General features: G+C 72.4%; 25 protein-coding genes. 9 read left to right on the top strand and 16 right to left on the bottom strand.

Annotation, left to right across the window (positions count from 1 at the left end):
* The first annotated feature begins 36 nt into the window (after positions 1-36).
* The gene (gene hemC / locus N6H00_RS30730; protein WP_268975083.1) at positions 37-972 is read left to right on the top strand and encodes a hydroxymethylbilane synthase; all 936 of its coding nucleotides are present in this window, start codon (positions 37-39) and stop codon (positions 970-972) included.
* A 28-nt stretch (positions 973-1,000) separates the two neighbouring features.
* Here hemC and N6H00_RS30725 read toward each other — a convergent pair whose 3' ends face one another.
* The 7 genes from N6H00_RS30725 to N6H00_RS30695 all read right to left on the bottom strand — a co-directional run bounded on the left by N6H00_RS30725 (position 1,001) and on the right by N6H00_RS30695 (position 10,587).
* A complete protein-coding gene (locus N6H00_RS30725; RefSeq protein ID WP_268975082.1) occupies positions 1,001-2,413 on the bottom strand; it encodes a phytoene desaturase family protein in 1,413 nt (470 codons plus the stop codon).
* Positions 2,414-2,458: 45 nt separating this feature from the next.
* Positions 2,459-3,286, bottom strand: coding sequence for an inositol monophosphatase family protein (locus N6H00_RS30720; RefSeq protein ID WP_268975081.1), 828 nt, complete (start codon positions 3,284-3,286; stop codon positions 2,459-2,461).
* Between the two features lie 202 nt (positions 3,287-3,488).
* Entirely contained in the window at positions 3,489-4,490 is a 1,002-nt protein-coding gene (locus N6H00_RS30715; RefSeq protein WP_268975080.1) for a TIGR03842 family LLM class F420-dependent oxidoreductase, read from the bottom strand.
* A 14-nt stretch (positions 4,491-4,504) separates the two neighbouring features.
* A complete protein-coding gene (gene hydA, locus N6H00_RS30710) occupies positions 4,505-5,905 on the bottom strand; it encodes a dihydropyrimidinase (RefSeq protein ID WP_443073088.1) in 1,401 nt (466 codons plus the stop codon).
* Entirely contained in the window at positions 5,905-7,230 is a 1,326-nt protein-coding gene (locus N6H00_RS30705) for an aspartate aminotransferase family protein (RefSeq protein WP_268977173.1), read from the bottom strand. Before N6H00_RS30705 ends, hydA begins: the two co-directional genes overlap by 1 nt.
* A gap of 8 nt (positions 7,231-7,238) precedes the next feature.
* Complete coding sequence (locus N6H00_RS30700) at positions 7,239-8,081, bottom strand: nitrilase-related carbon-nitrogen hydrolase (protein ID WP_268975079.1); 843 nt, start codon at positions 8,079-8,081, stop codon at positions 7,239-7,241.
* 610 nt (positions 8,082-8,691) lie between these two features.
* On the bottom strand, positions 8,692-10,587 hold the full coding sequence (locus N6H00_RS30695; RefSeq protein WP_268975078.1) for a hypothetical protein: 1,896 nt from the start codon (positions 10,585-10,587) through the stop codon (positions 8,692-8,694).
* 131 nt (positions 10,588-10,718) lie between these two features.
* Here N6H00_RS30695 and N6H00_RS30690 point away from each other — a divergent pair, with 131 nt between their 5' ends.
* From N6H00_RS30690 to N6H00_RS30680, 3 genes are read left to right on the top strand one after another with little or no spacing between them, the layout of a single operon-like run.
* Positions 10,719-11,183 carry a MarR family winged helix-turn-helix transcriptional regulator gene (locus N6H00_RS30690; RefSeq protein WP_268975077.1) on the top strand — a complete coding sequence of 155 codons (465 nt, stop codon included), beginning with the start codon at positions 10,719-10,721 and terminating at the stop codon, positions 11,181-11,183.
* Entirely contained in the window at positions 11,180-12,625 is a 1,446-nt protein-coding gene (locus tag N6H00_RS30685) for an MFS transporter (protein WP_268975076.1), read from the top strand. The genes N6H00_RS30690 and N6H00_RS30685 overlap by 4 nt, the downstream gene beginning before the upstream one ends.
* A 59-nt stretch (positions 12,626-12,684) precedes the next feature.
* Positions 12,685-13,242, top strand: a complete 558-nt coding sequence (locus N6H00_RS30680; protein ID WP_268975075.1) for an isochorismatase family protein — start codon at positions 12,685-12,687, stop codon at positions 13,240-13,242.
* A 149-nt stretch (positions 13,243-13,391) separates the two neighbouring features.
* On the opposite strand, the gene ggt is transcribed toward N6H00_RS30680, so the two are convergent.
* Positions 13,392-15,176, bottom strand: a complete 1,785-nt coding sequence (ggt, locus tag N6H00_RS30675; RefSeq protein ID WP_268977172.1) for a gamma-glutamyltransferase — start codon at positions 15,174-15,176, stop codon at positions 13,392-13,394.
* Between the two features lie 273 nt (positions 15,177-15,449).
* On the opposite strand from ggt, the gene N6H00_RS30670 reads away from it, so the two are divergent.
* A complete protein-coding gene (locus tag N6H00_RS30670) occupies positions 15,450-16,205 on the top strand; it encodes a hypothetical protein (RefSeq protein WP_268975074.1) in 756 nt (251 codons plus the stop codon).
* Positions 16,206-16,281: 76 nt separating this feature from the next.
* Here N6H00_RS30670 and N6H00_RS30665 read toward each other — a convergent pair whose 3' ends face one another.
* Complete coding sequence (locus N6H00_RS30665) at positions 16,282-17,028, bottom strand: ABC transporter permease (RefSeq protein WP_268975073.1); 747 nt, start codon at positions 17,026-17,028, stop codon at positions 16,282-16,284.
* 17 nt (positions 17,029-17,045) lie between these two features.
* Positions 17,046-17,825: an ABC transporter ATP-binding protein gene (locus tag N6H00_RS30660; protein WP_268975072.1), complete on the bottom strand. Its 780-nt coding sequence runs from the start codon at positions 17,823-17,825 to the stop codon at positions 17,046-17,048.
* A 91-nt stretch (positions 17,826-17,916) separates the two neighbouring features.
* On the opposite strand from N6H00_RS30660, the gene N6H00_RS30655 reads away from it, so the two are divergent.
* Together N6H00_RS30655 and N6H00_RS30650 are read left to right on the top strand one after the other, a co-directional pair.
* Positions 17,917-18,570, top strand: coding sequence for a TetR/AcrR family transcriptional regulator (locus N6H00_RS30655; protein ID WP_268975071.1), 654 nt, complete (start codon positions 17,917-17,919; stop codon positions 18,568-18,570).
* The gene (locus tag N6H00_RS30650) at positions 18,558-18,890 is read left to right on the top strand and encodes a DUF6204 family protein (RefSeq protein ID WP_268975070.1); all 333 of its coding nucleotides are present in this window, start codon (positions 18,558-18,560) and stop codon (positions 18,888-18,890) included. Before N6H00_RS30655 ends, N6H00_RS30650 begins: the two co-directional genes overlap by 13 nt.
* A gap of 60 nt (positions 18,891-18,950) precedes the next feature.
* Here N6H00_RS30650 and N6H00_RS30645 read toward each other — a convergent pair whose 3' ends face one another.
* On the bottom strand, positions 18,951-19,085 hold the full coding sequence (locus N6H00_RS30645; RefSeq protein WP_268975069.1) for a hypothetical protein: 135 nt from the start codon (positions 19,083-19,085) through the stop codon (positions 18,951-18,953).
* A gap of 215 nt (positions 19,086-19,300) precedes the next feature.
* On the opposite strand from N6H00_RS30645, the gene N6H00_RS30640 reads away from it, so the two are divergent.
* The gene (locus tag N6H00_RS30640; protein WP_268975068.1) at positions 19,301-20,917 is read left to right on the top strand and encodes an alpha/beta fold hydrolase; all 1,617 of its coding nucleotides are present in this window, start codon (positions 19,301-19,303) and stop codon (positions 20,915-20,917) included.
* Between the two features lie 21 nt (positions 20,918-20,938).
* Here the strand turns inward: N6H00_RS30640 and N6H00_RS30635 are convergent, their stop codons facing one another.
* From N6H00_RS30635 to N6H00_RS30620, 4 genes are read right to left on the bottom strand one after another with little or no spacing between them, the layout of a single operon-like run.
* On the bottom strand, positions 20,939-21,808 hold the full coding sequence (locus N6H00_RS30635; protein WP_268975067.1) for an amino acid ABC transporter permease: 870 nt from the start codon (positions 21,806-21,808) through the stop codon (positions 20,939-20,941).
* Positions 21,805-22,449 carry an amino acid ABC transporter permease gene (locus N6H00_RS30630; RefSeq protein ID WP_268975066.1) on the bottom strand — a complete coding sequence of 215 codons (645 nt, stop codon included), beginning with the start codon at positions 22,447-22,449 and terminating at the stop codon, positions 21,805-21,807. The genes N6H00_RS30635 and N6H00_RS30630 overlap by 4 nt, the downstream gene beginning before the upstream one ends.
* Before the next feature lie 10 nt (positions 22,450-22,459).
* Positions 22,460-23,383: a glutamate ABC transporter substrate-binding protein gene (locus N6H00_RS30625; protein WP_268977171.1), complete on the bottom strand. Its 924-nt coding sequence runs from the start codon at positions 23,381-23,383 to the stop codon at positions 22,460-22,462.
* 17 nt (positions 23,384-23,400) lie between these two features.
* Positions 23,401-24,147: an amino acid ABC transporter ATP-binding protein gene (locus N6H00_RS30620; protein WP_329618579.1), complete on the bottom strand. Its 747-nt coding sequence runs from the start codon at positions 24,145-24,147 to the stop codon at positions 23,401-23,403.
* 301 nt (positions 24,148-24,448) lie between these two features.
* Between N6H00_RS30620 and N6H00_RS30615 the strand changes: the two genes are divergently transcribed.
* Positions 24,449-24,889: a globin domain-containing protein gene (locus tag N6H00_RS30615; protein WP_268975065.1), complete on the top strand. Its 441-nt coding sequence runs from the start codon at positions 24,449-24,451 to the stop codon at positions 24,887-24,889.
* Between the two features lie 73 nt (positions 24,890-24,962).
* On the opposite strand, the gene N6H00_RS30610 is transcribed toward N6H00_RS30615, so the two are convergent.
* Positions 24,963-25,403, bottom strand: a complete 441-nt coding sequence (locus N6H00_RS30610; protein ID WP_268975064.1) for a DUF6278 family protein — start codon at positions 25,401-25,403, stop codon at positions 24,963-24,965.
* Between the last annotated feature and the right edge of the window lie 65 nt (positions 25,404-25,468).

Here is a 25,468-nt window from a genome sequence, read left to right as displayed (position 1 = left end):
CTCACATCGCGAACGAAACGGCCTATCCTCTACGCCATGTCGTCCGCCGATTTGATCCGCATCGTCTCCCGTTCCTCCCCCATGGCCCTCGCCCAGGTCGAACGGGTCCGCACCGAACTGGCCGCGCTGCGGCCGGGCATCCGTACGGAGGTCGTCCCGGTCACCACCTCCGGCGACCGGTGGATGGGCGATCTGTCGAAGCTCGGCGGGAAGGGGGCGTTCACCAAGGAGGTGGACGCCGCGCTGCTGGCGGGCGAGGCGGATCTCGCGGTGCACTGCATCAAGGACGTGCCCGCCGACCGTCCGCTGCCCGCGGGCACGGTCTTCGCCGCGTACCTCAAGCGCGACGACATCCGCGACGCCGTCATCCACCCCGAGGGGCTGACCCTCGACGAGATGCCCGCGGGGACCCGGATCGGCACCTCCTCGGTCCGGCGCATCGCCCAACTGGCCACCACCCACCCGCAGCTGGAGTGCGTGCCGATGCGCGGCAACGCCAACCGCCGGCTGGAGAAGCTGGCGGCGGGCGAGTGCGACGCGCTGCTGCTGGCCGTCTCGGGGCTGGAGCGGATCGGCCGTACGGACCGGATCAGCGAGATCCTGTCCGTGGAGACCATGTGCCCGCCGATCGGGGCCGGGGTGCTGGGGCTCCAGTGCCGGGAGGACGACGCCGAGACGATCGAGGCCGTGTCCGGGCTCGGCGACACCGACGCCTGGAAGGAGATCACCGCGGAGCGGATGCTGCTGCATGTGCTCCAGGGGCACTGCAACTCCCCCATCGCGGGATACGCCAGGGCCGAGCGGGACGGCCGGCTCTCGCTGCGCGCCCGGGTCTTCAGCCCGGACGGCAAGACGGTGCTGGACGCCCATGAGTGGGCGGGTCCGCTGGACCCGGCCACGCTGGGAACGTCGGTCGCGGTGGCGCTGCTGCGGCAGGGCGCCCGCGAGGTGATCGACACCATTCCGCACTGAGCCCCTCCGGGCCCCCGGCCCCCGGGGCCTACCGCGCCCCCAGCCGGCGCCACACCGCCCGCGCCGCGTGGTGTCCGGACATCCCGTGGACACCGGGCCCCGGCGGGGTGGCGGAGGAGCACAGGAAGACCGCCGGGTGGGCGGTGGCGTACGGGACGCGGGCGAACTTGGGGCGGATGACCGCCTGGAGGCCCTCGAAGGCGCCGCAGCTGATGTCGCCGTCGATGTAGTTGGCGTTGCGTGCGGCGAGTTCGGGCGGTCCGGCGACCGCGCGGGCCAGGACGAGATCGCGGAAGCCGGGGGCGAAGCGCTCTATCTGACGCTCTATCACCTCCGTGGCGTCGCCCTGCCATCCGCTGGGCACATGGCCGTAGGCCCAGAAGGTGTGCTTGCCCTCCGGGGCGCGGGAGGGGTCGAGGAGGGTCGGCTGTGCGGTGATCAGGAACGGGACGGCAGGGTCGCGCCCCTCGACGGCGGCCCGCAGCGCCGCGCCGATCTCACCGGAGGTGGGGCCGATGTGGACGGTGCCCGCGCGCCGGGCCTCGGGCGCGGTCCACGGCACCGGGCCGGACAGCGCGTAGTCGATTTTGAAGGCGGCGGCCCCGTAGCGGTAGCGGCGGTAGGCGTTGCCGAGACCGGCGATACGGGCCAGGGCGCGCGGTGAGGTGTCGAAGACGTACGCGCGGGCGGGCGGCAGTTCGTCGAGCCGCTTGACCTCGGTGGAGACGTGGATCGTCCCGCCGTGTGCGCGCAGGTACGACCCCAGCGCGTCGACGATCGACTGGGAGCCGCCACGCGGGATCGGCCAGCCGACCTCATGGGCCGCGAGGGCGAACAGCAGGGCGGGGCCGCTGGTGCCCACCGCGCTGGTCGGCGCGATGGCGTGCCCGGACAGCCCGGCGAACAGGGCGCGTGCCTTCTCGTCGCGGAAGCGGAGCGGCCCGGCGAGCAGCGCGGCCGGCTGGAGCGCGTGGAGTCCGAAGCGGGCCCAGGTGACCGGGTCGCGGGGCACCCCGTTCCAGTGGGTGCGCAGCATATCGGGGGCGAGGGTGGCCCACTTGCCGAGGTAGGGGGCGATGAGCCGGCGGTAGGTGCCGGCGTCGCGCGGGCCGAGCGACCTGGCCGTCTCGCCGACCGAGCGGGCCAGCACCGCGGCCGTACCGTCCGGGAAGGGGTGGGCCAGCGGCAGTTCGGGGTGGAGCCACTCCAGGCCGTGCCGGGCCAGCGGCATCCGGTCGAAGGCCGGGGAGCCGATGGCGAGGGGGTGCACGGCGGAGCAGGTGTCGTGCCGGAAGCCCGGGAGGGTCAGCTCTTCGGTGCGGGCGCCCCCGCCGATGGTGTCCGCGGCCTCGAAAATCTCCACCGCGCAGCCGCGGCGGGCGAGTTCGACGGCCGCGGTCAGCCCGTTCGGCCCGGCACCCACGACTACCGCGTCGAGCATGGACGGCACGTCGGCCCCCTCGTCCTTGAGGAATCAGTGGAACGATCAGCCGGCGGCGGCCAGCAGGCTCAGGATATGCCGAACCGTCGGCTCGTCCCGGGCCGCCGTGAAGGGAAGCACATTGCCCCCGGTGATACGGAACGGCTCGCCGCCGAGCGTGGCCTGCGCCCCGCCCGCCTCGCCGACCAGCAGCAGCCCGGCGGCGTGGTCCCAGGCGTTCTCCCAGGTGAAGGCAACGGCGTCGAGCAGTCCTCGGGCCACTTTCAGATATTCCAGACCGGCCGAACCGCAGGGGCGCACCTCGGCGTCCGGTGCCCGCAGGCCCGAGAGGGCGCGCTTCTCCTCGTCGGTGGTGAAGTCGTAGTGGGAGACGGCGACACGGAGGGCCGCACCGGGCTCGGGGGAGCCGGAGTGGATCGGCTCCCCGCCCAGCCACGCGCCCTGGCCGCGGCGGGCGATGGCCATCTGGCCGAGCACCGGGGCGTAGGTCCAGGAGGCGAGGAGCGCTTCGCGGTGGGCGAGGGTCACCAGGGTCGCGAAGCCGGGGTCGCCGTGGACGAACTGGCGGGTGCCGTCGACCGGGTCGACGATCCATACGGGGGCGTCGCCGCCGAGTGCGGTGAGCACGGCCGGGTCGGCGTGCACCGCTTCCTCGCCCACCACCACGGAGCCGGGCAGCAGCTTGGTGAGGGAGTCGGTCAGCTGCTCCTCGGCCTGCCGGTCGGCGATGGTCACGAGATCGTGCGGGCCCTTCTTCTCGACGATCTCATGGGCGGCGAGCTGCCGGTAGCGCGGCATGACCTGGTCGGCGACCGCCGTGCGGATCGCCTCCTCCACCGCGTCGAGACCACCGGCGAGAAATTCATCGATCATGCGCTCATCGAATCACGCCCCTCCGACGGCCGGTGGTCCGGCGGCTGCCGGACGGTGTCATCGAGGTGAACTGATCGGCGCGCACCGCGCCGCGGGGGTCAGGACACGCGTGCGGCCGGCCGCCGGGGTGCCGGCCCGGCAGCCGGCCCCGGCCGGCGATCGGCCGGCCGGCTGGGCGGGCCGGCCGGCTGGGCGCGGGCGGTCAGCCGGTGAGCGCGGGGATGATTCGCTCGCCGTAGGCGTCGATGGTGCGCTCCTTCGCGTCATGCATCGCGTACACGGCGAACTGGTCCACCCCCAGGGCGCGCAGCCGCTCCAGCTTCTCGATCTGCGCTTCGGCGGGGCCGAGCAGACAGAACCGGTCGACGATCTCGTCGGGCACGAAGGCCGTGTCCGGGTTGCCGGTGCGGCCGTGGTGGGCGTAGTCGTAGCCCTGCCGTTCCGCGATGTACGCGGTCAGCGACTCGGGCACGGCGGTGGAGTGCTCGCCGTAGCGGGAGACCAGATCGGCGACGTGGTTGCCGACCATGCCGCCGAACCAGCGGCACTGCTCACGGGCGTGGTCCAGGTCGTCGCCCACATACGCGGGGGCGGCGACGCAGATGGTGATCGCGCCCGGATCACGCCCGGCCTCGACGGCGGCGTCGCGCACCGCCTTGACCATCCACTCCGTCAGGAAGGGGTCGGCGAGCTGGAGGATGAACCCGTCGGCCGTCCGCCCGGCCAGCGCGAGCGCCTTGGGGCCGTACGCCGCCATCCAGACGGGCAGCCTGCTGTCCTCGATCCAGGGGATGCGCATCGGGGTGCCGTCCACCACGGCCTCCCTGCCCTCCGCCAGATCGCGGATGGCGTCGATGGCCGCGCCCAGGCGGGCCAGGGTGTTGGGCTTGCGGCCGGCCACCCGCAGCGCGGAATCGCCACGGCCGATACCGCAGACGGTGCGGTTGCCGTACATCTCGTTGAGGGTGGCGAAGGTGGAGGCGGTCACCTCCCAGGTGCGCGTGCCGGGGTTGGTGACCATCGGCCCGACGATCAGCCGCTCGGTCCGGGCCAGGATCTGGCTGTGGATGACGAACGGCTCCTGCCACAGCACGGCGGAGTCGAAGGTCCAGCCGTAGCGGAAGCCGTTGCGCTCGGCGCGGCGCATCAGCTCCACGACGGCCGACGCGGGTGGATCGGTCTGCAGAACCAGTCCGAAGTCCATGCTCGCTCCCCGGCTCAGATGAGGTACTGACAGGTGTCGCGGGTGAGGAACCGGCCGTGCCCCGCACGCCCGGTGTACTCCCGCTGGTCGATGACGGGGACACCGCGCGAGAGCACGGTCTCGACCTGCCCGGTGATCCGCTTGCCCTCGTACGCCGAGTAGTCGACGTTCATGTGGTGGGTTTCGGCGGACAGGGTCTGCTGGGCCCGCGGATCGTAGACGACGATGTCGGCGTCGGCCCCGGGGGCGATGGTGCCCTTGCGCGGATAGAGGCCGAACATCCTGGCCGGGGTGGCGCAGGCGATCTCGATCCAGCGGCGGCGGGAGATATGGCCGTCCACCACGGCCTGGTGGAGCAGGTCCATCCGGTGCTCCACGCCCGGCATACCGTTGGGGATCTTGGAGAAGTCGCCCCGGCCCAGCTCCTTCTGCCCGGTGAAGCAGAACGGGCAGTGGTCGGTGGAGACCACCTGGAGGTCGTTGGTGCGCAGCCCCCGCCACAGCGCGGCCTGGTGCTCGACCGGCCGCAGCGGGGTGGAGCAGACGTACTTGGCGCCCTCGAAGTCCGGTTCGGCAAGGTTGTCCGTGGACAGGAACAGATACTGCGGACATGTCTCGCCGAAAACCGGAAGCCCCAGGTCACGGGCGCGGGCCAGCTCCGCGACGGCCTCCTGGGCCGACACGTGCACGACGTACAGCGGGGCGTCGGCCACCCGGGCGAGCTGGATGGCGCGATGGGTCGCCTCCGACTCCAGCAGCGCCTTGCGGACCTCACCGTGGTGGCGGGGGTCGGTCCTGCCCTCGGCGAGGGCCTGTTCCACCAGGACGTCGATGGCGATGCCGTTCTCGGCGTGCATCATGATCAGCCCGCCGTTGGCGGAGGCGCGCTGCATGGCCCGCAGGATCTGCCCGTCGTCGCTGTAGAAGACCCCCGGATAGGCCATGAACAGCTTGAAGCTGGTCACGCCCTCGTCCACCAGGAGATCCATCTCCTTGAGCGTGTGCTCGTTCACATCGGAGAGGATCATGTGGAAGCCGTAGTCGATGGCGCAGTTGCCGCTCGCCTTGAGGTGCCAGGCGTCCAGCCCCTCGCGCAGGGCGTGGCCCACCGTCTGGACGGCGAAGTCCACGATGGTGGTGGTGCCGCCCCAGGCCGCCGCCCGGGTGCCGGTCTCGAAGGTGTCGGAGGCGAAGGTGCCGCCGAACGGCATCTCCATATGGGTGTGCCCGTCGACCCCGCCCGGGAGGACGTATCTGCCGGTGGCGTCGATCGTACGGTCGGCGGTCCAGCCCCGGGCGCACTCGCTGCCGGACGCGGCGAGGGCGGCCACCTTCCCGTCCTCGATCAGCACATCGGCCAGGGTCTCCTCGGCGGCGGTGACGACCAGCCCGCCGCGGATCACGGTACGGGGCATCAGCTCGCGCTCCTTCCGGACCGGGCCGCCTTGAGCGCGGTCTCGAGGATCGCGGCGCCCTCCTCCGCCTCGGCGACGGTGAGGCTGAGCGGCGGGGCGACCCGCAGCACGCTGCTGTTGTGCCCGCCGCCCTTGCCGATGAGCAGCCCGCCCTCCCGGGCGGCCTCCGTCACGGCGGCCGCGCCCTCGGGGGACGGCAGGCCGGTGCCCGGTTCGACCATCTCGAGGCCGATCATCAGCCCCCGGCCACGGACCTCCCGCACGGTGTCCAGACCGGCGCAGGCGGCCCGCAGCCGCTCGATCAGCAGCCCGCCGACCCGGCGGGCGTTGCCCTGGAGGTCGTGCTCGACCAGGTGGTTGAGGTTGGCCAGACCGGCCGCCATGGTGATGGGGCTGCCGCCGAAGGTGGAGATGGAGTTGGCCCCCAGGCAGTTCATGACCTCCGCGCGGGCGACGACACCGCCGATCGACATGCCGTTGCCGATGCCCTTGGCGAAGGTGAGGATGTCGGGCGGCCCGGAGCCGTCGTGCGCCTGCCAGCCCCAGAAGTGGTCACCGGTACGGCCCCAGCCGGTCTGCACCTCATCGGTGATCCACAGGATGCCGTGCCGGTCGAGCACCTCGCGGAAGGCGGCGAACAGCCCGTCGGGCGGGGAGGTGAAGCCGCCGACGCCCTGGATCGGCTCGGCGATCAGCGCGGCCACGTTGCCGTGCGCCTGGCCGAGGACGTCCTCGAGGTCGGCCACGCACGCCTTGATGAACTCGCCGTCGGACAGCCCGGCGAACGGGCCCCGGGTGCGCACCGAGCCGTGCACGTACAGCGTCTGGAGCGGGGACAGGCTGGTCGGCGACCAGCCCCGGTTGCCGGTGATGCCGACGGCCGAGAAGGAGCGGCCGTGGTAGCTGTTGCGCATCGCCAGGATCTGGTTGGAGCGGCGGTAGGTGGTGGCGAGCAGCAGGGCCGTGTCATTGGCCTCGGTGCCGGAGGTGGTGAAGAAGACCCGCGCGTCCGGGATGCCGGACAGGGCGGCGACCCGCTCGGCCAGGTCGACCATGGGACGGTCGAGGTAGAGCGTGGAGGTGTGCAGGATCCGGCCCGCCTGCTCGGTGATCGCCTTGGTGACCTCGGGGAGGGCGTGCGCGGTCATCGTGGTGAGGATGCCGCCGAAGAAGTCGAGGTAGCGATTGCCCTCGGCGTCCCAGACATGACGTCCCTCGCCGTGGGTGATCTCGATGGGGCGCTGGTAGTAGAGGGCCAGCCAGTCGGGCAGCACGGCCTGGTGGCGCGCGTGCAGGGTGGCGTGGGGGCCGCTGCTCCTCGTCATGTCGTCGCTCACGGCCGCACCAGCCCCTCGTAGGCCTCGGGGCGTCGGTCCCGGTAGAACGCCCACTGCCGGCGCACCTCGTCGATCAGGCCGAAGTCGAGATCGCGGATGATCAGCTCCTCCTCCTTGTCGCTGGCCACCTCGCCGACGAACTGGCCGCGCGGATCGACGAAGTAGCTGGTGCCGTAGAAGTCGTTGTCCCCGTACTCCTCGGTCCCCACGCGGTTGATCGCGGCGATGAAGTACTCATTGGCGACGGCCGCCGCCGGCTGCTCCAGCTGCCACAGATGGGCCGACAGCCCTCGGGAGGTGGCCGAGGGGTTGTAGACCAGCTGCGCCCCGGCCAGCCCCAGTGCGCGCCAGCCCTCGGGGAAGTGGCGGTCGTAGCAGATGTACACGCCGACCTTGCCCACGGCGGTGTCGAACACCGGCCAGCCCAGGTTTCCCGGCTTGAAGTAGTACTTCTCCCAGAACCCCTTGAGCTGCGGGATGTGGTGCTTGCGGTACTTGCCCAGATACCGGCCGTCCGCGTCGATCACGGCCGCGGTGTTGTAGTAGAAACCCGACTGCTCGACCTCGAACACCGGCACCACGATCACCATGCCGGTCTCCCGCGCCAGCTCCCCCATCCGCCGCACCGTCGGCCCGTCCGGCACGGGCTCCGCCCACCGGTAGTGCTCCGCCTCCTGCACCTGGCAGAAGTACGGCGCGTTGAACACCTCCTGGAAGCCGATCACCTTGGCGCCCTGCGCGGCCGCCTGCCGGGCGTACTCCTCATGCTTCGCGATCATTGATTCGGTATCGCCGGTCCAGGTGGCCTGGACGAGAGCGGCACGTACGAGGTTGGCCATGATCAGCTCCTCAACCTGTGTCTACGCACGTAGAATCCGGCTGTGAAGAACGTAGAAGCGCACTGACCACTCTGGCAATACCGCCGCCGTTACTCAACGAGGTCGATGACGTTTCGCGTTCCGCCGGGGGGTTGGGGCGCTCGGTTGGGCTGGGCTGACTCGGTTTGACTGGGCTGCTCGGCTCTGTCGGGTGCGGGTTTCGTCTCGCGCCTTCGGCGCAATTGAGCAGCGGGGCAGGGGGTGCCGGGCCGGGTGCTCGCCGCCGGGCGGCGGGCCGGTGGGGGCAGGGCCCGATGGCGGCTTCCGTGGCCGGGGGCCGAGGCCGACGCCGGACAGCGGGGAGGTTAGGGCACCCCTCTGGAAACTGATTGACTAATTAGTTGCGTCAGATCAAGCGTTTCTTAGGGAGGTACCCGGGGGGGGCGGCCTGCCCGCAGTCCGGCGGGGCCCCGGCCCCCGAGCACGGAAGCCGCCACCGGCACCCACCCCAACGGACCCGGCGCCCGGCTGCGGCGCCGCGCCCCCCCACCCCCGCCGCCGCTGCTCAAGTGCGCCGAAGGCGCGAGACGAAACCCGCACCCGACCACGCCGCCCAGCCCCCGCCCCCGCGTCAGGCGATGCCGGGGGCGCCCGGCAGGCCCGCCGCGCGCAGGGCGTGGGCGAGGTCGTGGTGACTGCTGGAGGACACGTCGGCGGCCGCGTCGAGGAGCAGGGGCACCAGCGTGGCGGGGTCCTCCGCCGCCGCCCGCGCCACGTCCTCCGGGGTACGGGACCGTACGAGCGCCCCGAGCAGAATCGCCGCCTCGTGGCGGGCGCCCACCGCGAGGAGCGCCTGGGCGGTGTGGGCCACCTCGGGGGCGGGGCGCGAGACGCTCTGCCGCAGCAGCCGTTCACCGTCGGCCTCGCGGTCCGCCGCGACCAGCGCCTCGGCGGCGGCCGCGAGCCGTTCGGGCGGCAGACACGCGATCTCCCACAGCAGCGTGGACACATCGGCCCAGAGCCCGGCGCGCTCCAACTCCTCCGCGAGCACCGGCAGCCGCGGGGCGGGCCACGCGGCGGCCTCGTACAGCGCGACGTGCGCCTCGCCGGAACGTCCCTCCGCCCGGAGCCGGCCGAGCCGCGCGACGGCCTCCTGGGCGGCGGCGCGCGCCGCGGCATGCTCCGCCGCGTCGCGGACGGCCTCCTGGGCGTCCGCCGCCTGGTCCCGCTTACGGTGCTTGCCGCTGTCCTCGTCGCCGTATGCCCCGGCGAACCGGGCACCACGCGGGGTCACCGGGAGCGGCGGCGGGGGCTCGACCCCGGAGTCCCCGCCCCCAGCCCCGGCGAACCGCGCCCCACGCGGCCGCGGCGCGGTGACCAGCTCTTCCACTCCGGCGAACCGCGCCCCGCGAGGCCGCGGCCTCGCGGGAGCGGGCGCTGGATCCGGGTCCCGTACGGCAGGAGCGGGATACGCACCTGGGTAGCCCCCAGGCTCGCCACCCCCGACGGCCGCCGCCTCGCCGGGCACCCCGAACGGTTCACCGCCGGCCCCGGACCGTGTCACCGCGCCAGGCTCACCGGGCACCACGCCCAGACCGCCCGCCTCCGCGTCGAACGCCTCGAAGGGCACCGCGAACCTCGCCCCGCGCACCCGCCCATCCCGGCCAGCGCCACCCACACCCGCCCCCGCGCCGGGCATCCCGAACCGGTCACCGTCCCCACCGCCCGGCACGGCGGACAAACCGCCCCGCTCGGCGGACACACCACCCGGCACGGACGACACACCGCCCGGCACAGCGGACACACCACCCTGTTCCGTGAGCGCGTCGCCCCAACCGGTGGCCCCCGCCTCACCGGGCGCGGCGGGCCGCGTTCCGCGCGGGCGTCCGGCGTGCCCGGCGCCATCCGCGTCGTACGCGCCGTACGCCCCGGGGGACGCGGTGGCACCCGGTGCGGGCCGGGAGGGGTGGGGCGGGGTGGGGAGGGCGGTGAGGCGGGCGTGGAGTTCCTCGGTGCGGGCGGTGGCGCGCCGCCAGTCGTCGTGGGCCCAGGCGAGCTCCGTGCCGAGGCGTTCCCGGTCCGCCGCGTCCTGGGCGGCGGACAGCGCCGCCTGGAGGTCGCGTTCGCGCCGGGCGGCGTTCCGCTGTTCGCGGAGCATGCCGTGCAGGCGGTCCTGGAGCGCCTCGCGGCTGCCCGGTCCGGCGTCGTGGGCCGTGACCGAGGCGCGGTAGAGGGTCGCCGCGCGGGCCGCCGCCTCCTGGGCGGCCCCGGGGCCGTGCTGGGCGGAGAGGTCCTGTAACAGGGCCTGGACCAGGTCCCACGGCGGCACTTCGAGACCGTCGAGACAGGCCTTCAGCCCCTGGGGGTCGCGCAGGGCGAAAACCCCGTACCAGCCCGTCCCGGCGTCCAGCCGTCCCGTCAGCGCCCGCAGATAACGCGCGAACTCCGCGACCTCGGCCGGGAGTTGGCCGCCCGTCATGACCACCCGCCACACCTCCCCCTCGGGCGATGCACCGCCCAAGGTCACGCATTCGACACCCTGCGTGTTACGAAGCCGGTTACCGATGTGCTACGGGCGCTTTTCCTCCTCCGCATACAACAGGCAAACTTGCAAGTCCAAACTTGCAAGTTTGCCTGCCGACCTTCTACGGTGGCCTCATGACAGTGCACGACCGTCCGGACCCCGCGGCCGCCGCCCCCAGGGCGGAGGAGCGCATCGCCGGCGACCTCGCCGTGGTCGTCAGCCAGCTGATGCGGCGCATGCGGGCGGCCTCCTCGCAGGGGGCGCTCACCCCCTCCCAGCGGGCGGTCCTCAGCCGGCTCTACACCGTTGGGCCGAACACCACCGCCGCGCTGGCCCGCGCCGAGCTGGTCCGGCCGCAGTCGATGCGCACGATCCTGGCCGCGCTGGAGGAGCAGGCGCTGGTGGAGCGGGCCCCGCATCCCACCGACGGACGACAGGTGATCTTCTCGATCACCGAGGCGGGGCGGCAGGCGATCACCTCCGTGCGGCAGGCCAAGCAGAGCTGGCTGCTCGACGCGATCGACACCCGTCTCGACGCGGCGGAGCGCCGCACCCTCGCCGAGGCCACCGACCTGCTGAAGCGGCTGGTCCAGGAATGACCGACACCGCGACTTCCGCCTCCACCGAGCCCTCCCCTCCCGCTCCCGCCGAGTCCTCCCCCTTCGGCCCCCGGCTGATGGCCCCGCTGCTCATCGGCTCGGTCCTCAACCCCGTCAACTCCACGATGATCGCCACCGGTCTGGTGGCCATCGGCCATGACTTCGGCGTCGGCGCCGCCCAGACCGCCTGGCTGGTCGCCTCCCTCTACCTCGCCAGCGCCGTGGCGCAGCCGGCCATGGGACGGCTCGCCGATCTGCTCGGTCCGCGCCGCGTCTTCCTCTGCGGGCTGCTGCTGGTGTGCGTCGCCGGGCTGGTGGGCGCGCTCGCGCCCGCGTTCGGCTGGCTGATCGTCTCGCGCGTGCTGCTCGGCATCGGTACGTCCGCGGCCTATCCGTCGGCGATGGCGCTGCTGCGCGCCCAGTCCGTCGCGACCGGGCGGGAGACCCCGCGTCCCGTGCTCGGCCGGCTCTCACTCGCCTCGCTCGGCAGCGCGGCGGTCGGTCCGGTGCTGGGCGGGGTGCTCACCGCGACGGCCGGATGGCGGGCGATCTTCGCGGTCAATGTGCCGCTGTCCCTCATCGGCGTCGTCCTCGCGCTGCTCTGGCTCCCCAGGATCCGTATGTCGGCCGGGGACGGCGAGGGCTCCAAGCAGCGGACGGGGCGCGGGGCGTTCGACTCGCTCGGCATCACGCTGTTCACCGCCACGCTCACCGTCCTGGCGATCTTCCTGCTGGATCTGGAGCGGCCCAACTGGGCACTGCCGCCCGTCGTCCTGATCCTCGCGGCGGCCCTGACCTGGTGGCAGCTGCGCCGTCCCCGCCCCTTCATCGATCTGCGGATGATCGGCGGCAACCGCCCCCTGGCCCTCACCTACCTCCGCCACGGCACGGCGTACCTGGTCATCTACATGGTCATGTACGGATACGCGCAGTGGCTGGAGGAGGGGCACGGCTACTCCGCCTCCCACGCCGGCCTGATCATGCTGCCCATGTCGGGAGCGGCCGCCGTGTGCTCCCTGCTCGGCGCCCGTACGAGGGGCATCTACGCACCGCTCGTCCTGGCGGCCGTCCTGCTCGCCGCGGGGAGCGGGGTGCTGCTGCTCGCCGACGAGTCCACTCCGCTCGTCGCGCTGCTGCTGGCCGCGGTCCTCTTCGGGCTGCCGCAGGGACTGTCCTCGACCGGCAACCAGGCCGCCGTCTACACCCAGGCCCCGCCGAAGAGCGTCGGCGCGGCGGCCGGGTTGCAGCGCACCTCGCAGTACCTCGGCGCGATCACCGCCGCCGGGCTGATCGGGCTCTTCTACGGGCAGCGGGCGACCGCCGCCGGGCTGCACGGCATCGCCATGGTGGCGGGTGTGCTCAGCCTGGCGGTGCTGCTGCTGACCGCCACCGACCGGGCCTTGCGCGCCCGCGCCCGCGCCCGTGCCCGCGCCCGCACCTGAAACCACTCCCGCCGTCGCCCAGGCGACACCGGTAAGACCCGTCCGTCCCAGGAGGCACCATGTCCGCCACCACGCTCGACCCGAACACCGCCCTGGTCCTCGTCGACCTCCAGAAGGGCATCACCGCACTGCCCACCGTCCACCCCGCCACCGAGATCGTCGAGCGCGGCGCCCGGCTGGCCGCCGCCTTCCGCGAGCGCGGACTGCCGGTCGTCCTGGTCCGGGTCGTGGCCGGGGCTCCGGGGCGCACCGAGGCACAACGGGGCGGCTCCGGCGGCGCGCGCCCGGCCGACTTCGCCGACCTCGCGCCGGAACTCGGCCGCGAGGACGGCGACATCGTGGTCACCAAGCACACCTGGGGCGCCTTCCACGCGACCGACCTCGACCTCCAGTTGCGCCGCCGCCAGGTGACCCAGGTGGTGCTCGGCGGCATCGCCACCAGCATCGGTGTGGAGTCCACGGCCCGTGCCGCGTACGCGCACGGCTATCACGTGACCCTCGCGACCGACGCCATGACCGACATGGACGCCGAGGCGCACCGCAACAGCGTCGAGAGGATCTTCCCCCGGCTGGGGGAGACCGACTCGACCGACGCGATCATCGGTCTGCTGGGCTGAACCGGGGCCCGGCTGCCGAGCCACGACGAACCGGGTCAACCCGATGGGTTGACCCGGTTCAGCGCGTCGGGCGGGCCCGTTCAACGCCTCGGCCTGACGCGGGTCAACGCCTCGGCCTGACGCGGGTCAACGCCTCGGCCTGACGCGGGTCAGCGCGTCGGGCTGACCACCATCGCCGAGCCGCCGCCCCGCCGTTCCGTCTCGGCCGCCGCCAGCCACCGTCCGCCGGACAGCCGCTGCACCCCGGTGGCGGCCCCGATCTCGGGGTTCTGCTTGAAGGAGTGGCCGAGCGCCTCCAGCTTGGCGCGGACCGGGCCGTTCCACAGCCCCGGTTCCAGCTCGGTCTGGGCGGCGTTGCGCTGGCTGGCGCGCGGTGCGGCGATCGCGTCGACCAGCGGCATGCCCCGGTCGAGATGGTTCAGCAGGGTTTGCAGCACGGTGGTGATGATGGTCGCCCCGCCCGGCGAGCCCAGCGCCAGTACCGGCTGGTGGCCGTCCAGCACGATGGTCGGCGACATGGACGAGCGCGGCCGCTTCCCCGGGCCCGGCAGGTTCGGGTCGTGGACGGCGGGGTCGGCGGGCGCGAAGGAGAAGTCGGTCAGCTCGTTGTTGAGCAGGAAGCCACGGCCGGGGACGGTGATCCCGCTGCCGCCGGTCTGCTCGATGGTGAGGGTGTAGGCCACCACGTTGCCCCACTTGTCGGCGACCGTGAGATGCGTGGTGTTCTCGCCCTCGTACGTGGTCGGGGCGGCGTGGCCGCGGGTGTCGCAGGTGCCGGGCGCGGCCGGGTTGTTCGGGTCACCGGGCGGCACGGGGCTCTTGAGCACCGCGTCGTCCTCGATCAGGCAGGCGCGGGAGTCGGCGAACCGCTGCGAGGTGAGCCCCTTGGTGGGGACGTCCTCGGCGGCGGGGTCGCCGACCCAGCGCCCCCGGTCGGCGAAGGCGATCCGGCTGGCCTCGATGTAGCGGTGCAGATATTCGGGCTCGCTGAGCTTGGAGAGGTCGGTCTTCTCCAGGATGTTGAGCGCCTCGGCGACGCTCGTCCCACCGGAGGACGAGGGCGCCATGCCGTACACGTCCAGGCCGCGGTAGGAGGTCCGGGTCGGGGCCTGCCGCTTCGTTTCGTAGGCCCGCAGGTCCTCGGTCGTCAGATCACCGGCGCGCACCACGCGCTCCGCCTTCGGGTCGACGGGCGGCTTGCGTACGGTCTCGACGATGTCCCGGCCCAGCTCGCCCTTGTAGACGGCGCCGACGCCCTTCTTGGCCAGCAGCGCGTAGGTACGGGCGAGATCGGGGTTGCGGAAGGTCGAACCGACCTCCGGGAGCTTGCCGCCGGGCAGGAAGAGCTCGGCGGTGGCCGGGAAGTCCTTGAAGCGGTCCTCGTTGTCGGCGGTCTGCTGACGGAACGTGGCGTCGACCGTGAACCCGTCGCGGGCCAGCCGCTCGGCCGGCCTGAGCACCTGCCCCAGCGAGCGGCTGCCCCAGGCCTCCAGGGCGTCGTTCCAGGTGGCGGGGGTGCCGGGGGTGCCGACGCTCAGCCCGCTGGTGACCGCGTCGGCGAACGGCAGCGGTTTGCCGTGTCGGTCGAGGAAGAGGTTCTCATCCGCGCTGCGGGGTGCGGTCTCGCGGCCGTCGAGCGTGGTGACCTTGTGCCGCTTGGCGTCGTAGTAGACGAAGTAACCGCCGCCGCCGACCCCGGCCGAGTACGGTTCGGTGACCCCGAGCGCGGCGGCGGTTGCCACCGCCGCGTCCACCGCGTTGCCCCCGTGCCGCAGCACGTCGATCCCGGCCGCCGAGGCGTCGGCGTCCACGCTGGAGACCGCGCCGCCGTAGCCGACGGCCACGGGCGTCTTGGCGGGCGCGCCGCCCGCCGCCCGCGCGGCGCCGTCCGGTGCGGCGGCCCCGGCCGGGGCGACGCCCAGCACCGCGACCATTCCGGCCGCCGCGGCCAGCGCGGGCAGCCTGCGCCGGACGGCCGCGGCGGTGGTGGACGTGATGGACGTGATGGACGATGTGGCTGGTCGTGCGCCGTGCCCCATCCGTGACCTCCAAGTGGACGACAGGGGCCGGAGCCTACCGGCGAGCCTCATGCTCACGACAGGGCTGATTCACCGTTCCGCCCGATTTTCCGTTCATGTGTCCGCCCATGTGTTCGTACACGCGTCACACTCGAACGGGTACCCGATCGACCGCTACTATGCGCGGCCATGACAGACACCGCGCAGGACCTGATCGCCTCCGGGGCGGCCCTGATCGTGGGCCTGGTCGCCGGCTGGGCCGTGCACACGGCGTTCGGGCGCCGCAAGCGCGCCCGCGAGCAGCGCTTCTTCGGTCTGCCGGACGGTTCGGAGTGTGTCCTGGTCACCCACCGGGACAGCGGCTCGGCGCACTGGAGCATCCCCCGCCATGACGCGCTGGCCCTGCTGGGGCTCGCGTCCGTCGTGGAGAGCTGCGGGGCGCACGCCGAGGTCGCCCCGCACGACACCGGGCTCCAGGGCGTCGGGTCGCGCACCGAGTTCTGCGTCGGCGATCCGACCGCACACCGCAGGCTCGCCGCCCATCTGACCAATCTGCTGCCGGGCGTGACCGTGCACCCGGGCGACGAGTCCGGTGCCGACCGGGGAACGTTCACCATCGCCGGTACGCACTACCGCCCGGAGCCGGGCGCGGTCGAGCATGTGCTGCTGGCCCGGCTGACGGCGGGCGACGACAGCCGGCCCGTCTTCCTGGCGGCCGGTCAGCGGCCGGTCACCCATCGCGCCGCCGTCCGCCATCTCGTCCGCAACCGCGCCCGGCTGGCCCGGAAGTACGGCGCCCAGGGCTCCTTCTGCCTGCTGCTGAAGGTGGTCAACTCCCAGGCGTACGGGCCGGATGTGGTGGAGCTGGTCGCGGATGTGACCAAGTCCGCGACCTCCCCGGCCGGCCCCCGCGCCGCCGCACGGGCGGCCGCGAAGGACGACTGAGCCGGCCGCGAAGGACGACCAGCCGCAGGGACGACAGCGCCGGAAGGACGACTGCGCCGGGAGGTGGACGGCCGGGTCAGGGGCGGCGGAACAGCCGGGCCCCACCGAGCAGACACAGCGCCGCCAGGGCCAGGGTGACGGCCGCCCCCGCGACGACCGTGGCGTTCGCGTAGTGCCCCAGGAACGCCTGGCGCACCGCGTCGACCGTGTAGCGGAACGGCACGGCGCGCGAGGCGCCCGCCAGCCAGCCGGGGGCCAGGGCCATGGGCAGCAGCAGACCGGAGAGCAGCATCAGCGGCATGACCGCCGTGTTGGCGATGGCGGCGAACTCCGGGGGCGTGCGGACGTTCATGGCCAGTCCGTAGGAGAGCGCGGACAGGGCCGCCGCGAGCACGGCCACGAACAGCAGCCCGATCACCACGCCCAGGAGCGGGGCGCGCAGCCCGAACGCCAGGCCGAGCAGCACCAGCAGCACCGACTGGGCCACCAGCTGGACCACATCGCGCAGGGTGCGGCCGAGCAGCAGCGCCAGCGGGCTGACCGGGGTGACCCGCATCCGGTCCAGAACACCGCTGTGACGGTCCATCAGCAGCCCCAGTCCGACGTATGACCCGCCGAGCAGACCGAGCTGGACGAGCACACCGGGGACCAGCGTCTGCCAGGACGATCCGCCGGTGCCCAGGTCGAGCCCGGTCAGCAGCGGGCCGAAGAGGGCGAGGAAGAGCAGCGGCTGAAGCATCCCGAAGAGAAGACTGGTCTTCGAGCGGAGCGTGGAGCGCAGACAGCGGCCGAAGATGATGCCCGTGTGGGCGAGGAGAGTCATAAGAGGGCCTCGAGTGTTCAGATGGCGAGGGGTTCTTCGGCCGTGGCCCGGCCGGTGATGGCGAGGAAGGCGTCCTGGAGGCCGGCGGCCGGATCGCCCGCATAGCGGCTCTTGAGCTCGGCGGAGGTGCCCTCGGCGACTACCCGCCCGGCGTCCACCACCACGATCCGGTCGGCGAGCGCGTCGGCCTCGTCCAGGTAGTGGGTGGTGAGGAAGACCGTGGTGCCGCTCCCGTCGCGGATCCGCCGCACCAGGTCCCACAGCTCGGCCCGGCTCCCGGGGTCGAGACCGGTGGTGGGCTCGTCGAGGAAGAGCACCTCGGGCCGGTTGACCAGGCCCAGCGCGATCTCCACCCGGCGGCGCTGACCGCCGGACAGGGCGGCGGTCGGGCGGTCCATGAACGCCGACAGCCCGAGCTCACCGGCGAGTTCCTCGGCGCGCCCGGCCGCCGCGCCCCTGGACATCAGATGCAGCCGGCCCTGGGTGACCAGCTCCTCGCGTACGGAGCAGGACGGGTCCAGCCCGCCCGACTGGGCCACATAGCCGATCCGCCGGCGGACGCCCGCCGGATCGCGGAGCAGGTCGTGGCCCGCGATCTCGGCCTCGCCCCCGCTGGGCGGCAGCAGGGTGGTGAGCATGCGCAGGGTCGTGGTCTTACCGGCTCCGTTGGGGCCCAGGAAGCCGAGGATCTCGCCGCGGCCGACGGTCAGATCGATCCCACGGACGGCGTGCACGGGGCCGCTGCCCAGCGAGAAGGTCCGGGTGAGGCCGCGAACGCGGATGACGGATGAGGACATGCCCTCGATCAGAGCACAGCGCACGGCAATCTTGCAATCGACTTAAAGTTTGTACTGGGTTTCAAGTTTGTAGCGGGCTACACTGGCCGCCATGAGCGAAGGACTGCGGGAACGGCACAAGCGCCGTACGCGCCGGCGGATCGCGGACGTGGCCACCGGCCTGTTCCTGGAGCGGGGCTTCGACCGGGTCACGGTCGCCGAGGTCGCCGAGGCCGCGGAGGTGTCCGTCAACACCGTCTACAACTACTTCCCGGCCAAGGAGGATCTGGTCCTGCCGCCCGACCAGGCGTCCCCGCGGCGGCTCGCCGACATCGTGCGCGAGCGCCCGCCCGGCCGGTCCGCCGCCCAGGCGGTGCTGGACCGGCTGCGCGAGGAGGTGGACCGCCGCGACCGCGCGGTGGGGCTGACCGACGGGTTCGGCCCGTTCTTCGCCATGATGCGGGCCGCGCCCACGCTGGTCGCCCGGCTGGAGGACCTCGGCCACCGGATGAACGACGAACTGGCCGCCCTGCTCGCCGAGGAGACCGGCGCGGCGCCGGAGGATCCGCTGCCGCGCGTGGTGGCCGCCCAGATCAGCGGCTATCACTCGCTGATCTTCGGCGAGATCGGCCGGCGCGTCGCGGCGGGCGAACGCCCGGACGCCATCGCCAAGGCCGTCACGGAACTGCTCGACGCCATCGAGGAGATGCTCGGCGCGCCGATGCTCGGTTACGCCGTACGGGAGGAGCGACCGTGTTCCGAGTGACCATCCGCGGCACCTTCGAGGAGTTGGCCCAGGACGACCGGGAGGCACTGCGTACCGCGGTCGACGCGTTCCCGGTGACCTTCACCGAGGCGGGCACCTTCACCTGCGACCGGAGCCTTTCGGCGTTCACCTTCCGCTGCCAGGTGCCCGCGGGGCCGGACGACGGCGAGCCCGAGGCGACCGAACGGGCCATCGCGGCGCTGGCGGCGCACGGCTACCCCCACCGGATTCTGCGGATCGGGGTGACGGACCTGCGGGAGATCAAGATCCGCCGCAAGAGCCGTGCGAGCGGCAAGCGCCGCACGAGCGGGCAGGGCTGAGCGTCCAGCCCCACGGCGGGGCTCCCAGCCCCAGGGCCGGGTCCAGCCCCACGGCGAGGCTCAGCCCGTGGCCGGGTCGAGCCGCGTGGCGGGGTCCAGTCCCACGGCCGGGTCCAGCCCCCGGACCGGGTCCAGCCCCACCGCCAGGTCGAGCCCCACGGCCAGGTCCAGTGCCCTGGCGGGGCTCAGCCCCACGGCCGGGTCCAGCCAGCCCCACGGCCGGGTGCAGCGCCACGGCCAGGTCGAGCCCCCAGTGCCGTGGCGCAGGCAAGGCTGAGCGGGCGACCCCGGGGCTTATCGTTACCCAGGCGTAACTTACCGTGCTATTACCGTCGGTAAACACGCGGGTTACCGTCGGGTCACAAGCACCGGTGCTCCCCTGCCCCCACGGCATCCCACCAGGAGCCACAGTGACCCCTGCCCGCAAAGTCCCGCGCCCCACGACGGCCGCCGCCGTCTCGGTGACCGTCCTGGCCGGTGCGGCATTCGGCCTCGCACCCGCCGCCCAGGCGGTGGCACCGGCCCCGGCCGCCGCCACCGCCGCCACGGCCACCGCCTCGGCCACCTCCATACGGTTCGTCGACATCCCCGGCGACGGCGGCGTGAACCTGGCCGCCAACGTCGTCGCCCCCGCGGACGCCGACAGCTCCCGCCGGCTTCCCCTCGTCGTGCTGCCCACCAGCTGGTCCCTGCCCCAAGTCGAATACCTCGCCCAGGCCAAGAAGCTCGCCGAAGCCGGCTATGTGGTGCTCACCTACAACTCGCGCGGCTTCTGGCAGTCCGGCGGGAAGATCGAGACGGCCGGGCCGCCCGATATCGCCGACGCCTCCAAGGTCATCGACTGGGCGCTCGCCAACACCCCCGCCGACCCCGACCACATCGGCATGGCCGGAGTCTCCTACGGCGCCGGGATCAGCCTGCTGGCGGCCGGTGCCGATCAGCGGATCAAGGCCGTGGTGGCCATGAGCGGCTGGGCGGACCTGGTCGGTTCGATCTACAGCGGCCGCACCCAGCACGTCCAGGCCGCCGGGCTGCTCGGCGGGGCCGGGGAGCTGACCGGCCGGCCCAGCGAGGAACTCCGGCAGATCCTCGCGGACTTCCTCGGCTCCCGCCTCGACAAGGAACAGGATCTGATCGAGTGGGGCAAGAAGCGCTCCCCCGCCACCTACCTCGACCGGATCAACGCAGGCGGCGCGGCCATCATGCTGGGCAACTCCTGGGGCGACTCGATCTTCCCGCCCAACAGCTACGCCGACTTCTTCGAGAAGCTGACCGGGCCCAAACGGCTGGAGCTGCGGCCCGGCGACCACGCCACCGGCGAGCTCACGGGGCTGCTCGGACTGCCCAACACCACCTGGGACCACACCCGGCAATGGCTCGACCGCTACCTCAAGGGCGAGCGCAACGGCATCGACCGCCAAGCGCCGGTGCAGCTGATGTCCCGTACGGCCGACGGCGACGCCTACGAGGGCTACCCCAGCTGGTCGGCCGTGCCCTCGGAGCGGCGCCGCGTCCCGCTGGAGACCACCGAGAAGATCACCGCCAACCACGACTCCGGCGCCAACGCCGGAACGGTGCTGCTCAGCGGCGCCCTCGACCAGTTCCTGAAGATCCCGCCGCTCGCCTCGATCCCGCTGCTGCCCCGGTCCTACGCGGCCGTGTGGCAGACCGGACCGTACACGAGCGAACAGCGCGTGCGCGGCACGGTGACGCTGCACACCACCGTGACCAGCGACCGCTCCGACGGCACGGCGGTCGCGTACCTCTACGACGTGGGCCCGCTGGGCGTCGGCAAGCTCGTCACCCACGCCCCGTTCACCTTCCACGACCGCACCCCGGGCACGCCCTTCGGAGTGGATCTGGAGCTGTTCTCCACGGCGTACGACGTGCCGGCCGGCCACCGTCTGGCGCTGGTCGTCGACACCGTCGACCCGCTCTACATCGAGCACAACCCGGACGGCGCCCACCTCACGTTCTCCTCCCCGGACGCCGACCCGTCGTACCTCACGGTCCCGGTCCGCGGCTGAGGGACGCCCGGCCGCCCCGGCTCAGCCGCGGGTGTCCCCCGGCATCGGGGCGGCCGGTTGCGCGGGGGCGACCTCGAGCTGGCGGGTCTTCACACTGCGCCGCTCCTGCCTGGCCACCCAGTTGGCGAACCAGGACAGCAGCATGCACATCCCGATGTAGATCGGCGAGATCACCATGACCACCGGGATGAACGGCAGGTCGTAGTCGAGATTGGACGCGATCAGCTTTCCGGCGTGCAGGAACTCCTCGTAGGTGATGAGGAAGCCGAGCGAGGTGTCCTTCAGGGCCACCACCAGCTGGCTGATGATGGCCGGCAGCATCGCCCGCACGCCCTGCGGCACCAGGACCGACGCCATGACCTGGGTCTTGCGCAGACCGAGCGAGTACGCCGCCTCGCGCTGGCCCCTGGGCACCGAGTTCACCCCGGCCCGGAACACCTCGGCCAGCACCGAGCCGTTGTACAGCGTCAGCCCGGTGACCAGGGCGGGCAGCGGCTGCACCCGCAGCGCCACAAAGACGAAGAAGATCATCACCAGGACGGGCATCGCCCGGAAGAACTCCACCACCAGCGTGGCCACCCAGCGCACCGGACGGTGGTCGGAGAGCCGTCCGGCCGCGAGCAGCCCGCCGAGGACGAGGGAGAGGGCCGCGGCCAGCCCGAACGCCTTGAGGGTGCCCGCCAGCCCGTTCAGCAGCAACTCCTGGATGCCCTTGTACGCGAACGGCATCCACTTGCGGTAGGCGAACTGGCCGGTGTCGATCAGGAGATGGACGATCCAGCCGAGCAGGGCCAGCAGCACCACCGCCGCGGCCAGCCCGTAGACCCGGTGACGGCGGCGGGTACGGGGCCCGGGGACGTCGTAGAGGGCGGTGGTCGAGGTGGCGGTCATCGCGGCACCCCCCAGCGCCGCTCCAGGAGGGAGAAGATCGCGCTGATGGCCAGGGTGATGATCAGATACCCGACGGCGATCCAGACGAAGGACCAGATGATGCTGTAGCCCATCTCATTGAGGGGTTTGTAGGTGCCGAGCAGTTCGGTGACGCTGAACGAACCGGCGATGGCCGAGTTCTTGGCGAGCGCGATCAGGGTCGATCCGATCGGCGGGATGACCGAGCGGAACGCCTGCGGCAGCACCACCGCGCCCAGCGTCTGGTCGAAGGTCATGCCCAGGCTGCGGGCCGCCTCGCCCTGCCCCACCGGCACCGTGTTGATGCCCGCGCGCACCGCCTCGCAGATGAACGCCGAGGTGTAGCAGCCGAGCGCGAGCACCGCGAAGACGGTGAACGGCAGTACCAGGCCGAACCGCGGCAGTCCCAGCATCACCGCGAAGAACAGCAGCGTCAGCGGGGTGTTGCGGAGCACCGTCACCCAGACGGTGCCGAACGCCCGCAGCGAGGCGACCGGAGCCACCCGGAAGGCGGCCATCAGGATGCCGAGCGCGAGGGCGAGCAGCGAGGCGTAGACGGTCAGCAGCACGGTGCCGAGGAAGCCCTTGCCGTAGAGCGAGAAGTTCTGGGTGAGCACGTCCATGGGATGGCCTTCAGCCGGTGCGGTAGCGGTCGATGGGGGGCGGCTTGGGGGCGGGCACACCGGACAGGCCGAGGGTCGCCTCGTACGCCTTCTTCCAGTCGCCGTTGCGCTGGTGCGCCTGGATGGCGTCGTCCAGCGCGAAGCGCAGCGCGTTGTCCTGCTTGGGCACGCCGATGCCGTACGGCTCCTTGGAGAAGGGCCGGCCCACCACCTTCAGCTCCTCGGGGGCCTTGGCCGCGTAGCCGAGCAGGATGGTGTTGTCGGTGGTCACCGCGTCCACCTGGAAGCTGAGCAGATTGTCCACGCACACCGAGTACGTGTCGTACGCGACCGCGTGGGCCTTGGGGTAGTCGGCCTCGATGCGCTGGAGCGGGGTCGAGCCGGCCACCGAGCAGACGGTCCTGCCCGCGAGGTCGCCGGGTCCGTGGATGTCGTTCTCGTCGGTGCGCACCAGCAGCGACTGGCCGGCCATGAAGTACGGCCCGGCGAAGCCGACCAGCCGTTTGCGCAGCGGATTGATGGTGTAGGTGCCGACGTAGTAGTCGATCTGGCCGCTTTGGAGCGCGGTCTCGCGGTTGGCCGAGGCGATGGTCTGGAACCGGATGGTCTTCGGGTCGAAGCCGAGGGAGGCGGACATCATGCGGGCGATCTCGATGTCGAACCCCGAGTAGCGGCCGGTGGCCGGGTCCCGCTCGCCCAGATAGGGCTGGTCCTCCTTGACCCCCACGGTGAGGTGGCCACGGCGCTCGGCTCTGCGCCAGGTGGGCGAGGACGGCAGCCGGAAGCCGGTCGCCACCGTGTAGGTGGGCAGCTTCTCCGCCCGGGGTCCCTTGGCGGGCGGGCTGCCCTCCTTGCCGCAGCCGGCCGTGAGCAGCAGGAGCAGCAGGAGCAGCACCATGGTGAGGGCCACGGTCACGTGGCGCGGACGCCTCATATCCGTCATCACCCGGCTCAGTGCTTGAGGATCTTGGACAGGAAGTCCCGGGCCCGCTCGCTCTCCGGGGCCCTGAAGAACTCCTCCGGCGCACGGTCCTCGACGATCCGGCCGTCGGCCATGAAGACCACCCGGTTCGCGGCGGAGCGGGCGAAACCCATCTCATGGGTGACGACGACCATCGTCATGCCGTCCCGGGCGAGCTGACGCATCACCTCCAGCACCTCGTTGATCATCTCCGGGTCCAGCGCCGAGGTCGGCTCGTCGAAGAGCATCACCTGCGGGTCCATCGCCAGCGCACGGGCGATGGCCACCCGCTGCTGCTGGCCTCCGGAGAGCTGGGCGGGGAACTTCTCGGCCTGGTCGCCGAGCCCGACGCGGGTCAGCAGTTCGCGGGCGCGCCGCTCGGCGTCCTGCTTCCCGCGCCGGCGCACCTTGACCTGCGCGAGCATCACATTGGCCAGGACGGTCCGGTGGGCGAAGAGGTTGAACGACTGGAAGACCATGCCGACCTCGGCCCGCAGCCGCGCCAGCTCCTTGCCCTCCTCGGGCAGCGGCCGGCCGTCGACGACGATGGAGCCGGTCTGGACGGTCTCCAGCCGGTTGATGGTCCGGATCAGGGTGGACTTCCCGCCGCCCGAGGGGCCGATGATCACGACCACTTCGCCGCGTCCGACGGTGAGGTCGATGTCCCGCAGCACGTGCAGAGCGCCGAAGTGCTTGTTGACGTCGCGCAGCTCGATCAACGGCTCACCGACGGCCATACCCGGCCCCACCCACTTTCCGCTGTGTCCCGGTCAGCTGTCTCTGGTCAGCTGTGTCCCGGTCAGCGCAAGCTATCCGGACGAAAGCGACACTTCACCCAAGACACGCACGGGCGGATGGATAACACCCCCGCGAGGGCGGTACGGGCGCGCGGACCGCGATCCGCACAGGAGCTTCACACCATCCGACGGCAACCCGACAACTCCTCACGGCGGCCGTCGAGTTGCCGTGAGTGAAAACTTGCCGAGGAGTCACCGAGGAGGGCACCACCCGAAACAGAACCTTCCTAGCGTTTCCCCCATGACTTCACAAACCGAACTCGTGAAGAGCAGTTTCGCCGCGGTGGAGCCGTACGGAACACAGGTGACGGAGTACTTCTACGACCACCTCTTCGAGCACAACCCCGCGGTGCGCCCGCTGTTCGCCGAGCACATGGGGGAACAGCGGGACCGGCTGTGGCAGGCCCTCCGAGCCCTGGTGAGCAAGGTGGAGGACACCGAGGCCGTGACCCGGATGCTGGACGGCCTGGGCACCCGGCACGTCGGCTACGGCGCCGCCCCCGCGCATCTGCCGGCCGTCGGCGCCAGCCTGCTCGCCTCCCTGAAGCACTTCGCGGGTCCGGCGTGGACGCCGGAGACCGAGGCCGCCTGGGTCGCGGTATACGGCGTGATCACCGATGTCATGGGGCAGGCCATGGAGCGGGCGGGCGCCCCCGCGGCCGCCGGGGCCGGGCAGGACTGAGCCTGAGCGCCGCCGGGCAGGGCCGGGGCCGCGCGTTCGGCGGCGCCCGGCCCCGGCCCCGCGCGGGCCCGGATCAGCCCTCGGCCACCTCGGCGTAGCGCCGGGAGAGTTCGGGGGCGCCGTCGGCGGCCCACTGCTGACCGGCCGCCACCACGTCGATCTCCCGGCCGGAGGCGAGTCTGACGACGGGCCGGCCGTTGGGCCACACCTGCCAGACCGCGCCGGGGACGGTGCGGACGATGACCGTGCCGAGGTAGAGACCGGCGTCGTTGCCCAGCCAGGGGATCTCGTCCGGGTCGTCGCGCCAGCGCGGCACCATCTGGTCCAGGGCCTCCAGGGAGGCCGTCGAGTCATCGAGCCCGATGCCCGCGGCCGCGGCCCGCGCCCGCAGCAGCTCGCATTCGGAGAGCAGTTGGGCGATGCCCTGGGGATCCTCCTCCTGGGCGCTCATCAGGGCCGTACCCGAGGCGGGGCCGCGTCGCTTGCGCCAGTTGTCCAAGAAGGGGATGTTCATACCACTCAGCGTGGCACCCGGCGCACCGGCGCACCACAGGGCGCGCGGCATGAGCCGTGGCCCGA

Source organism: Streptomyces sp. S465 (assembly GCF_026898115.1).
Taxonomy (GTDB): domain Bacteria; phylum Actinomycetota; class Actinomycetes; order Streptomycetales; family Streptomycetaceae; genus Streptomyces; species Streptomyces luomodiensis.
This window is presented reverse-complemented; position numbering and strand designations above follow the sequence as displayed.

Bases quoted from the DNA above. Each gene is read 5' to 3' on its own strand.
- N6H00_RS30625 (WP_268977171.1), bottom strand. From the start codon at position 23,383: ATGAGGCGTCCGCGCCACGTGACCGTGGCCCTCACCATGGTGCTGCTC.
- ggt (WP_268977172.1), bottom strand. From the start codon at position 15,176: ATGGTCGCGGTGCTGGGCGTCGCCCCGGCCGGGGCCGCCGCACCGGAC.
- N6H00_RS30715 (WP_268975080.1), bottom strand. From the start codon at position 4,490: ATGGACTTCGGACTGGTTCTGCAGACCGATCCACCCGCGTCGGCCGTC.
- N6H00_RS30705 (WP_268977173.1), bottom strand. From the start codon at position 7,230: ATGACGAGGAGCAGCGGCCCCCACGCCACCCTGCACGCGCGCCACCAG.
- N6H00_RS30700 (WP_268975079.1), bottom strand. From the start codon at position 8,081: ATGGCCAACCTCGTACGTGCCGCTCTCGTCCAGGCCACCTGGACCGGC.
- N6H00_RS30670 (WP_268975074.1), top strand. From the start codon at position 15,450: ATGACAGACACCGCGCAGGACCTGATCGCCTCCGGGGCGGCCCTGATC.
- hydA (WP_443073088.1), bottom strand. From the start codon at position 5,905: ATGCCCCGTACCGTGATCCGCGGCGGGCTGGTCGTCACCGCCGCCGAG.
- hemC (WP_268975083.1), top strand. From the start codon at position 37: ATGTCGTCCGCCGATTTGATCCGCATCGTCTCCCGTTCCTCCCCCATG.
- N6H00_RS30610 (WP_268975064.1), bottom strand. From the start codon at position 25,403: ATGAACATCCCCTTCTTGGACAACTGGCGCAAGCGACGCGGCCCCGCC.
- N6H00_RS30720 (WP_268975081.1), bottom strand. From the start codon at position 3,286: ATGATCGATGAATTTCTCGCCGGTGGTCTCGACGCGGTGGAGGAGGCG.
- N6H00_RS30725 (WP_268975082.1), bottom strand. From the start codon at position 2,413: ATGCTCGACGCGGTAGTCGTGGGTGCCGGGCCGAACGGGCTGACCGCG.
- N6H00_RS30660 (WP_268975072.1), bottom strand. From the start codon at position 17,825: ATGTCCTCATCCGTCATCCGCGTTCGCGGCCTCACCCGGACCTTCTCG.
- N6H00_RS30685 (WP_268975076.1), top strand. From the start codon at position 11,180: ATGACCGACACCGCGACTTCCGCCTCCACCGAGCCCTCCCCTCCCGCT.
- N6H00_RS30665 (WP_268975073.1), bottom strand. From the start codon at position 17,028: ATGACTCTCCTCGCCCACACGGGCATCATCTTCGGCCGCTGTCTGCGC.
- N6H00_RS30680 (WP_268975075.1), top strand. From the start codon at position 12,685: ATGTCCGCCACCACGCTCGACCCGAACACCGCCCTGGTCCTCGTCGAC.
- N6H00_RS30620 (WP_329618579.1), bottom strand. From the start codon at position 24,147: ATGGCCGTCGGTGAGCCGTTGATCGAGCTGCGCGACGTCAACAAGCAC.
- N6H00_RS30690 (WP_268975077.1), top strand. From the start codon at position 10,719: ATGACAGTGCACGACCGTCCGGACCCCGCGGCCGCCGCCCCCAGGGCG.
- N6H00_RS30635 (WP_268975067.1), bottom strand. From the start codon at position 21,808: ATGACCGCCACCTCGACCACCGCCCTCTACGACGTCCCCGGGCCCCGT.
- N6H00_RS30630 (WP_268975066.1), bottom strand. From the start codon at position 22,449: ATGGACGTGCTCACCCAGAACTTCTCGCTCTACGGCAAGGGCTTCCTC.
- N6H00_RS30615 (WP_268975065.1), top strand. From the start codon at position 24,449: ATGACTTCACAAACCGAACTCGTGAAGAGCAGTTTCGCCGCGGTGGAG.
- N6H00_RS30655 (WP_268975071.1), top strand. From the start codon at position 17,917: ATGAGCGAAGGACTGCGGGAACGGCACAAGCGCCGTACGCGCCGGCGG.